Raw genomic sequence first — 9,553 nt, 5'->3', positions numbered from 1 at the left:
CCCCCAACCCCCCCTTATAAAGGGGGGGCTTTACTCCCTCCCCTTATAAAGGGGAGGATTATCCGGCTCCCTCCCCTTTATAAGGGGAGGGCTGGGGTGGGGTAAAGGACTACGCATCATCACTAATTTTTCACATTATTGCCCTCACGGGCTGAAAGAAATTAAAAGCCATGACTTATCAATTCTTTCTCGGTAACAAACAAACCCAAACTACACCCCAAGCCCTACCAATTCCCGGACGCGAATCAGGAATGATTCAAGGTAAATCGGGCGGTTATATGTTTAAATCGGGCATCTGGTTACAATTGCGTCGGTGCTTGTTAATTGGGACTGGTAACGGTAGCTATCATGCAACTAAATGGGAATTAACTAACGATTTCGTCGATGTTTTAGAACAGGCGATCGCCGCAGATCCCGATCGAGTGGCACAAGAAATCGTCTATGCTTCTGACGGTCGATCGATTAATAATAGTGCGCCAATTTGGGCATTAGTATTACTCTCAATGGGTGAATTTCCCGCTGCTAAAACAGCTTTTCAATCGATTTTTCCTCAAGTCATACGCACCGCCAGCCACTTTTATGAATGGATGAGTTATACCAAATCCGTGCGCGGTTTCGGTAAAATTGTCCGCGAAGCTGGTAAAAATTGGTTATTGCAAGGCGATACTAAAGCTCTGGCTTATCAATTGTTGAAATATCAACAACGCCACGGTTTTTCTAATCGCGATGCCTTACGATTATTTCATGCCAAACCGCAAACCGAAGATCGCGATCTGTTGTTTAAATGGGTAACCAATGGATGGGACAAATTACCTCCAAAATCGCCTATAGACGCATTAAATCAGATCTGGTGGTATGAATGGTTAAAACGCAATCCAGAGCATACTCAGACGGCAATTTCTAAGGGACGCTTAACTCATGAAATGGCTGCACCTATAGGTAAAATGGATGTCGGTGCTTGGCAGTTATTATTTGAAGATATGCCGATCGGTGCTTTGTTGCGAAATCTCGGTTCTTTAACCAAAATTGGGATATTTGATTACACCAAGAAATGCAAGAAAAATATCGTTCGAGTCGCGAGTATCCTCAATAGTAAAGAACATTTACGCAAAGGACGCATTCACCCGATCGATATACTAAAAGCACTCAAAACATATCAATCCGGCGGTAGTTTGGGTAAAAGTAGCAAAACTTGGACTCCCGTACCGCGCATCGTCGATATTTTAGAAACCGCTCTCGAAATGTCTTTTGATGCGATCGAGCCGACTGGTAAAGTGTTTATGCACGCTGTCGATATCTCTGGTTCGATGTCTTATTACACGGTGAGTTCGATAAACCTAACCTGTTGTGAAATTGCCACGACGATGGCATTAGCATCGGCAAAAGCCGAGCAAAATTATATGATTCGTGGATTTTCAACCAATTTTATTGACTTGAAAATCACTCGTAGCGACTCATTTAGTTCGGCAATTAAAAAAGCTAGCGATCTAAATTTCGGTGGTACCGATGCTAGTTCTGCTTTTAGATGGATGATAAAAAATAACTGCTATGCAGACGTAATTTGCTTGTGGACGGATTGTGAAAGCTGGGCTGGAAGTCAACACCCCACTCAAGCTTTAGCTGAATACCGTCAAAAAGTAAATCGCGATGCGAAGGCTATTTATATCTCGCTGGTGCCGAACGATATCTCGTTAGTAGATCCTCAAGATCCTAATTCTTGGGATATTGCCGGGTTCGATCCGAGCACTCCCAGATTGATTCAATCGATCGCCAGTGGTGAATTATAACTTTTAGCCATTACTCTAACCCTAACTCAAGCAACCAAGATTGAGTTAGGGTATTTTATCTTTCGATTAACCTAAAACCTAAAACCTAAAGCCTAAAACCTAAAGCCTAAAACCTAAATTATTGCTGAAATAAATCTTCTAAAGTAGCAGCTACGACTTGACGATCGGAATCTTGGCGGAGTTCGATAAGGGCTGATTGGGCGATCGGTTCGTCGAATTTGCGGAGCGCGTGGACGACTCTGGCGCGCAAGCGGGGCGATTCGGCGGTGGTGAAGGTAAGTAATTGCGCTAGCACGGCTGCGTGGTGGCTGGAATTAACTAGCGTTGCCAAGGCATCGATCGCGGCTTCTTTAACGGTAAGATCTTCGCCTGCAAGGGCTTCGGTACAAATTTCAATTAGTTCGGCGGGAGCGTCTAATTCTTCTAAAGCGGCGAGGATACTCCGGCGAACCAACCAATGATCGTCTTGACAAAATGTTGAAACTAGGTGCGAGATTGAGACTTTACCATATAGCGAGAGCGAATTGGCAGCTTCGGCGCGGACATTGGGCGTATCGTCAAATTTGGTCATTTCCAAAAGTGCGGCGAAAGACTCGGCTGAGTGTTGTTTGCCCAAGCCTCTAGCAACGAACGATCGTACCAAAAATTCGGGATCTTTGAGCGTAGCAACTAAGATCGGCACAGCAGTTTCTGGAGCGTAATCTTTAAGAGCCGCGATCGCTTTAAGCCGATACTGAAAGTCAGGATTCTTTAACGCAGCATCGATTTCCGGTAATTCCATAACAACATTTATGAGAGATCTTTTATTTACTCTAATCAAAAGCTGTGTCACTTGGTGACGGGATCTGCGAAGATTTAAACTAGGCGATCGTCGGCTTGAGGCAAGCAATGGCACCCACGAGCGACAATCTCCCAACTTTTAAAACTTATAAAATATTATCTTATTAATATGGCCGAATCCGATCTGACGACTACCGAAACAGTTACCGCCGCAGATTTAGCAGAAATTATTGCCGAACTCCAGAAATATCGCGATCGATTGGTACACGATACCACCGAAGCCATTCACAAAGCCAAACTACCCAAAGCCAAAGCCATAGCGCAAATGGAACCGGAACTGGCGAAAATTGATGCCATGATGCAAGAAATTCAAGCCCGCCACAGGGCGTTAATGGAAAGTAAGGAGTAAGGAGTAAGGAGTAGGGAGTAAGAAGTAAGGAGTAAGAAGTAAGAAGTAAGAAGTAAGAAGTAAGGAGTTACCAAATGCTAACAAGCTTACTACTATCAGCTTGACGATTATGTCTCCGTCTTCCCACACTCCCCACATCTCCCACACTCCCATTTCCCATCTCCCATCTCCCACCTCCCATCTCCCATCTCCCATCTCCCTCCCAACAGACATGAAAGAAAACACTCCAGTACTCGATCCTGATGAAACTGATGCTTTAATGCGATCGATTACCGAGCAGATCGATCGTGATACTTTCGATGCTGAGGATGTTACCACGCTCAAACAGATGGTGGAATGTCTGGGCGATTCGCGCGGGTTGGTAAGGTTGCGGTTTGCCCAAACCTTGGGCGATATCGGGGGAACGGCGACACCATTACTAGTAGATGCGCTGCTACATCATGCCAATCCCGTCGTGCGGCGGGCTGCGGGTAAAACGCTGGCTCTGATTATCGATCCGACAACCGTGCCTAGTTTACTTCACGCACTATTAAACGACGAAGATACCGTCGTCAAAGGCTCGGCTGTTGGCGCACTAGCCAAAATGGGCGCAGCCTCGGTACCCGCCTTGCTAGAGATTTTAGCCGATCCGATCCGATCGGAAAGTACTAAGGGACATGCGGCTTGGGCTTTGGGGTTCATCGGTGCGGATGCTGCGCCTTTTTTAGAAGATGCCATAAAATCTGATTCGATCGACGTGCGCTGTGCGACTGTCGGTGCGATCGCCCATTTGGTGCAAGAAAAAGGCGATGCTCGTGCGGCTCAAATGCTGCTAGAAACCTTGCAGGATCGAGATCCTAACGTGCGATCGGAAGCCGCATCCGCGATCGGGAAAATGGCATATTTACCCGCATTACCCTACTTAATTACCGCACTAGGCGACATCGATGGTGAAGTTCGCCGTACTGCTGCTGTATCGCTAGGTAAATTGGGCGATCGATCGGCAATTCCCCACCTCCAAGCAGCCCTAAACGACTCTCTAGAGCCAGTTAGAGTCCTCGCAAAATTAGCGATCTCCAAAATTGAATCGGGAATAGGGAATAAGGAATAGGCTTTAGGTTTTAGGCTTTAAGTTTTAGGCTTTAGGTTTTAGGCTTGATAACTAATTACACTCCTTACTCCTTACTCCATACTCCTTACTCCTTACTCCTTACTCTCCACATGAAATCCCAATGGGAATGCGTCCTCGAAAATCTAGGTGAATGGGTAGGTTCCTTTACCAGCGTTACCCCTGCGGGTGAAGCGATCGAAGATATCCCCAGCATCATCAAACTCGAAGGTGCCCGCGATAACCAAGCCATCCATCTGGTACTAACCCGCTTTTATCCGCTCCCTAATAGTACCGAACGCTATGCCAAAGAAGTGGTGTGGGATTTTAGTACGCCGCCGGGAATCGGGGCAATTTATTTCGAGACGGGTGCATTTAGTTCTGGCGCACTGGCGGTAACAGCGGGTGTGAAAACGATCGCCGAATTTTCATTAGTGGCTATGGATCGGCGGTTTCGGACGATTCAGGTATTCGATGCCAATGGTAAATTCGATCGGGTAACTTTCGTGCGCGAACATCGTCAAGGCACCACGACACCCGAACGTCCCCAGCTTGCTATTGCCTATTTATTAGGCACTTGGCAAGGTACCGCTACCACATTTTATCCCCATTCCACAACGCCGATTGTCGAACGCACCCAGTCGATCTTGACAACTACCGATCGCGGGTACCAATTACTCGCAGATAATGAATCGATCGCGATTAGCACTCAGGGCGATCGATTGCTCCAGTTTACCAGCCGCGATGGACAGCCGTATCAAACCCTGTTCCACCCCGATGCTGGCTATACCACCACACCCACTCAAATCGAGCTAGGACACCCCTTCTATGTAGAAATTGGTTGGGTACATCAAATCGGACACAGACAGCGATTGGTACGCCAATATGACAGCACTGGCAAGTGGCACGGCACGAGCTTTTATGTCGAAGAGCTGGTTGCTGAGTAAATATTTGAAGAGTCCGATCGCCCAGCTAATTTCGGTACGAGTGCAGAATTTTGAGTGCCAATTCGGGTCGATCGGTAATTATTGCTGCAATATATTTATTCCTAATCAGTTTAAACAATCGTCGTTCGTCATTAACAGTCCAGACATAAACTGCAATGTCGAGCAGCTTCATCCGCCACAAGAATCCTAACTTTAGCAGCCGATAGTGTGGGGCGACAAAATTTGCGCCAGTTTTCAAGATCCTATATTCAGGGAAAAATTGAGCTAAAATGCTAACTAACGGAAACTTGCCAGTAACTTTGCCTAGCAATAATCCGACCTCGATCTGTGGATCTAAATCTTTTATTTTTCGCACCGAAGCATCATTAAAAGATTTAACCACAAAATCAGCGTAGTTGAGATACTTAGCCGTCAGTGCCACAACTCGCTCCTCGTAGCCTTCTTCTTTGAGTTCGATATCTAGCGCGATCCGATCGCGGCAGAGCTTGAGGATATCTTCAAATAAAGGAATTTCAAACCCCTTACTTCTGGCGATCGCTTGCAATTGATGATATTGAAGATCGCCAACTTTAATATTATCGATCGCGCGATCGTGATAAATAATTAAGTAGCCATCTTGAGACATCCGCACGTCGAATTCAATTTGGGGAACTCCAATCTCGATCGCTTTTTTAAAAGCTTCAATTGTATTTTCAGAGGCGATCGTCGCTGTTTTGCCTCGATGTGCGACGATCCTGATGTTCGGCGGCTGCGCTAACGAGACTCGATGCAAATTATTCATCACGATCGACCGATTATGATACTTGTATAAAGCAAAATACTGTCAGTATCAGTATCATAAGTGAATTGGCTAGCAGTGTCTGTGGTCGATCGATCGCTTTGTGTGTTAAACTGGTCATAGTTTGCGGGTGTAATTCAGTGGTAGAATGTCACCTTCCCAAGGTGAACGTCGTGAGTTCGAGCCTCATCGCCCGCTTTTTTTAGATTCTGCTGTACATTTCATCGATATTCGCTGAGTTTTGGGTATTTATTTCCCAATAGTTGTCTCGTACTCCGACAGGCAATAGTTTTTCCTGTTATTACACCGATCGACTTGCTCAGCCTAATCTCCCGATCGCAGTGATTGAGGCGAAGGATAATAATCATTCGGTGGGCGACGGAATGCAGCAGGGTCTGGGTTATGGCGAACTACTGCAAGTACCATTTGTATTTAGTTCTAATGGCGATCGCTTTTTGTTTCATAACAAGATTGCTACCGACGGAATAATCGAGCGGGAGATCTGTTTAGATGAGTTTCCATCGCCAGAAACTTTGTGGGAACGGTGGTGCGTACATCGGGGATTATCTGTACCACAGCAAAAGTTAATTACTCAGGATTATTATAGTGACGGAAGTAATAAGACTCCACGCTACTATCAGTTATTGGCGATCGATAAAACGATTGAAGCGATCGCCAAAGGTCAGAACCGAATTCTATTGGTGATGGCGACGGGTACGGGGAAAACTTTTACCGCTTTTCAGATTATCTGGAGACTGTGGAAATCGAAAGCGAAAAAACGGATGTTGTTTTTAGCCGACCGCAATATTTTAGTCGATCGAACGATGACTAATGATTTTAAACCCTTTGGTTCGGCGATGACCAAGATCGAACAGCGACAGGCGGATAAGTCTTATGAGATATATCTGTCGTTGTATCAGGCGGTAACGGGGAATGAAGAGGAACAGAAGATTTACAAACAGTTTAGCCCTGACTTTTTCGATCTAATTGTAATTGATGAATGTCATCGGGGTAGTGCGGCAGCGGATTCGGCTTGGCGGCAGATATTAGACTATTTTTCTGCGGCGACTCAGGTAGGATTGACGGCTACTTCCAAGGAAACTAAGGAAGTTTCTAATATCGATTATTTTGGCGAACCGATTTATACATACTCACTCAGACAGGGCATCGACGATGGGTTTCTTGCGCCGTATAAGGTGGTACGGATCGATATCGACAAGGATTTGGAAGGGTGGCGACCAGCGGCAGGACAAAGGGATAAATACGGGAATGAAATTGAGGATCGGATTTATAATCAACGAGATTTTGACAAGAAATTAGTATTAGATCCGCGTACTCAATTGGTAGCTAAGAAAATTAGTGATTTTCTCAAAGCCACCAACCGTTTTGATAAAACGATCGTCTTTTGTGAAAATATCGACCGAATTATTTGCCGATCGAGATTTTGATGGCGATCCCGTCCAGATCTACGAGCCAAAACATCCCGATGATTCGCCCGTACCGCCAGAACTGCCTGAAGGGGAAGATGATGTCATTGATGGCGTGTATCCACCGGAAGGCGGCTTTGAATGGACGGATGGCGACGAGCCAGAGGATGTTGAAGAGGTTGGGGTACGTCGCTATGTAGTGGCAAATGTCGAAGTCAGAGTAATTGCCGAACGGGTGCAATATTACGATTCGAGTGGTAAATTAATTGCTGAATCTCTCAAAGACTATACCCGCAAAAAATTGAATCAGGAATTTACCTCGCTGGATAATTTTCTGGTGCGGTGGAGTAGTGCGGATAAGAAACAAGCGATCGTCGATGAGTTGGCGAAAGAGGGGATATTCTTTGAGGCATTGGCTGATGAAATTGGCAAAGATTGTGACCCCTTTGATTTGCTCTGTCATATCGCCTGGGATATGCCACCCCTGACCCGCAAGGAACGGGCGGAGCAGGTGAAAAAGCGAGATTACTTCATCAAGTATGGCGAACTAGCTAGGCGGGTGTTGGAAGCCTTGCTGGATAAGTATGCGGATGCAGGTGTGGGGCAGATTGAGGAAACTCAGGTGCTGACGGTTGCACCGTTTACGCAATTTGGTACGCCACTAGAAATCGTGCGCGGTTTTGGCGGGACGGCTCAATATCAGGAGGCGATTAGGGATTTGAAGCGATCGTTGTACAGTGCCTAAAATAGATCGTCGCCTGTAAATCCCCTCCTCTGCGAAGGCAGACGCTACGCGAACGGAGGGGTGACCAACGGGCGGGGTGGGTAGATCTCCGCCGAAGTCTTACCAATTCCGAATATTTTATCGATCGACGGGAGATAGTTTGGGATGATTGGTGGGTAGCGGAGATCTACCCACCCCGTCGCTTCGCGCCACCCCTCTGAGGAGGGGATTTTGGCGGGTTGGTGGGATAATGAGATATCTGAATTTAATTTAACGGCACATCTACAATAGCATTATGGCGATCGGTACTCTCATTAAAACCATTCAGGACATCATGCGGAAAGATGTGGGTGTCGATGGCGATGCTCAACGCATCAGTCAGATTGTGTGGTTGCTGTTTCTGAAGATTTTTGATGATAAGGAGCAGGAATGGGAATTGACTATTCCTGGGTATAAATCGCCGCTGTCGAGTCGGTTTCGGTGGACGAATTGGGCGAAGGATGCGGAAGGAATTACGGGTGAGGAGTTAATTGATTTTGTCAATAATAATCTGTTTCCAGTGCTGAAAACTTTGGCGAATGCGGCGGGAGTATCGCCCCAGGGTAAGGTTGTGGGCGCGGTATTTGAGGATGCTTACAACTATATGAAATCGGGGACGCTGTTGCGTCAGGTGATTAATAGTATCGAAAAAGATGTCGATTTCAACTCTTCGACAGATCGCCATTTATTCAATGATATCTACGAGAAAATTCTCGCAGATCTGCAATCGGCGGGGAATGCGGGGGAATATTATACGCCCCGTGCGGTGACGCAGTTTATGGTGGATATTATCGATCCTAAATTGGGGGAAAAATTACTCGATCCGGCTTGTGGTACGGGTGGCTTTTTGACAAATACGATCGAATATCTCAAACCATTTTTAAAAACCGCTGCGGATCGAATTACGCTGCAAGAAACGTTAAACGGGGTGGAAAAGAAGCCGCTCCCCCACATGCTGGCGATGACGAATGTGATGCTCCACGGCATCGATGTACCGAGCAATATTCTTCACGATAATACCTTGAGCCGTCCGCTGCGCGATTATGGCACCAAGGATCGGGTGGATATTATCATCACCAATCCGCCGTTTGGGGGGATGGAGGAGGATGGAATCGAAAGCAATTTCCCCAAGAAGTACCAAACCCGCGAAACTGCGGATCTGTTCATGGCGTTGATTATGCATCTGCTCAAGCCGGATACGGGACGCGCTGCGGTGGTGTTGCCCGATGGGTTCCTGTTTGGTGAGGGGACTAAAACCAATCTCAAGCGCGAGTTGCTGGAAGATTTCAATCTGCATACGATCGTCCGGTTGCCGAAGGGTGTATTCAGCCCCTACACTAGCATTAATACCAATATCCTGTTTTTTGATAAGGGCGGCTCGACTGCGGATGTGTGGTTTTTCGAGCATCCTTATCCGCCTGGATATAAGTCTTATTCGCGCTCCAAACCGCTAACAATTCAGGAATTCGATCGCGAGAAAAATTGGTGGCAAAATCGTCAGCCGAGTGAATATGCCTGGAAGGTTTCAGCCCAAGAAATCGCGGCGCGTAACTATAATCTCGATTGCAAAAATCC

General features: G+C 46.4%; 7 protein-coding genes, 1 tRNA gene and 1 pseudogene. 7 read left to right on the top strand and 2 right to left on the bottom strand.

What is annotated here, in order from left to right:
- Positions 1-170: 170 nt before the first annotated feature.
- On the top strand, positions 171-1,787 hold the full coding sequence (locus tag Q0R35_RS07400) for a TROVE domain-containing protein (RefSeq protein ID WP_295615513.1): 1,617 nt from the start codon (positions 171-173) through the stop codon (positions 1,785-1,787).
- 118 nt (positions 1,788-1,905) lie between these two features.
- On the opposite strand, the gene Q0R35_RS07395 is transcribed toward Q0R35_RS07400, so the two are convergent.
- On the bottom strand, positions 1,906-2,568 hold the full coding sequence (locus tag Q0R35_RS07395; protein WP_295615511.1) for a HEAT repeat domain-containing protein: 663 nt from the start codon (positions 2,566-2,568) through the stop codon (positions 1,906-1,908).
- Positions 2,569-2,736: 168 nt separating this feature from the next.
- Between Q0R35_RS07395 and Q0R35_RS07390 the strand changes: the two genes are divergently transcribed.
- From Q0R35_RS07390 to Q0R35_RS07380, 3 genes are all read left to right on the top strand, one after another.
- Positions 2,737-2,976 carry a hypothetical protein gene (locus tag Q0R35_RS07390; protein ID WP_295615509.1) on the top strand — a complete coding sequence of 80 codons (240 nt, stop codon included), beginning with the start codon at positions 2,737-2,739 and terminating at the stop codon, positions 2,974-2,976.
- A 211-nt stretch (positions 2,977-3,187) separates the two neighbouring features.
- Positions 3,188-4,066 carry a HEAT repeat domain-containing protein gene (locus Q0R35_RS07385; RefSeq protein WP_295615507.1) on the top strand — a complete coding sequence of 293 codons (879 nt, stop codon included), beginning with the start codon at positions 3,188-3,190 and terminating at the stop codon, positions 4,064-4,066.
- 110 nt (positions 4,067-4,176) lie between these two features.
- On the top strand, positions 4,177-5,010 hold the full coding sequence (locus tag Q0R35_RS07380) for a DUF3598 family protein (protein WP_295615505.1): 834 nt from the start codon (positions 4,177-4,179) through the stop codon (positions 5,008-5,010).
- 25 nt (positions 5,011-5,035) lie between these two features.
- On the opposite strand, the gene Q0R35_RS07375 is transcribed toward Q0R35_RS07380, so the two are convergent.
- Complete coding sequence (locus Q0R35_RS07375; RefSeq protein ID WP_295615503.1) at positions 5,036-5,791, bottom strand: glycerophosphodiester phosphodiesterase; 756 nt, start codon at positions 5,789-5,791, stop codon at positions 5,036-5,038.
- A 123-nt stretch (positions 5,792-5,914) separates the two neighbouring features.
- On the opposite strand from Q0R35_RS07375, the gene Q0R35_RS07370 reads away from it, so the two are divergent.
- The 3 genes and pseudogenes from Q0R35_RS07370 to Q0R35_RS07355 all read left to right on the top strand — a co-directional run.
- Positions 5,915-5,986 (top strand) — tRNA-Gly (locus Q0R35_RS07370).
- Positions 5,987-6,108: 122 nt separating this feature from the next.
- Positions 6,109-7,960: pseudogene (gene hsdR, locus Q0R35_RS19495) on the top strand (EcoAI/FtnUII family type I restriction enzme subunit R); the annotation flags it as partial.
- A 274-nt stretch (positions 7,961-8,234) separates the two neighbouring features.
- On the top strand, positions 8,235-9,553 hold a 1,319-nt coding region (locus tag Q0R35_RS07355; RefSeq protein WP_295615497.1), incomplete at its 3' end, for a class I SAM-dependent DNA methyltransferase.

Origin of the sequence: Chamaesiphon sp. GL140_3_metabinner_50, from assembly GCF_025361915.1 — a bacterium.
Classification (GTDB): Bacteria; Cyanobacteriota; Cyanobacteriia; order Cyanobacteriales; family Chamaesiphonaceae; genus Chamaesiphon.
The sequence above is the reverse complement of the archived record's forward strand: the minus strand, read 5'-3'. Positions and strand labels throughout refer to the sequence as shown.

What these genes read in the sequence shown, in the direction of transcription:
- Q0R35_RS07395 (WP_295615511.1), bottom strand. Translation starts at nt 2,568, where the DNA reads ATGGAATTACCGGAAATCGATGCTGCGTTAAAGAATCCTGACTTTCAG.
- Q0R35_RS07390 (WP_295615509.1), top strand. Translation starts at nt 2,737, where the DNA reads ATGGCCGAATCCGATCTGACGACTACCGAAACAGTTACCGCCGCAGAT.
- Q0R35_RS07380 (WP_295615505.1), top strand. Translation starts at nt 4,177, where the DNA reads ATGAAATCCCAATGGGAATGCGTCCTCGAAAATCTAGGTGAATGGGTA.
- Q0R35_RS07400 (WP_295615513.1), top strand. Translation starts at nt 171, where the DNA reads ATGACTTATCAATTCTTTCTCGGTAACAAACAAACCCAAACTACACCC.
- Q0R35_RS07375 (WP_295615503.1), bottom strand. Translation starts at nt 5,791, where the DNA reads ATGAATAATTTGCATCGAGTCTCGTTAGCGCAGCCGCCGAACATCAGG.
- Q0R35_RS07385 (WP_295615507.1), top strand. Translation starts at nt 3,188, where the DNA reads ATGAAAGAAAACACTCCAGTACTCGATCCTGATGAAACTGATGCTTTA.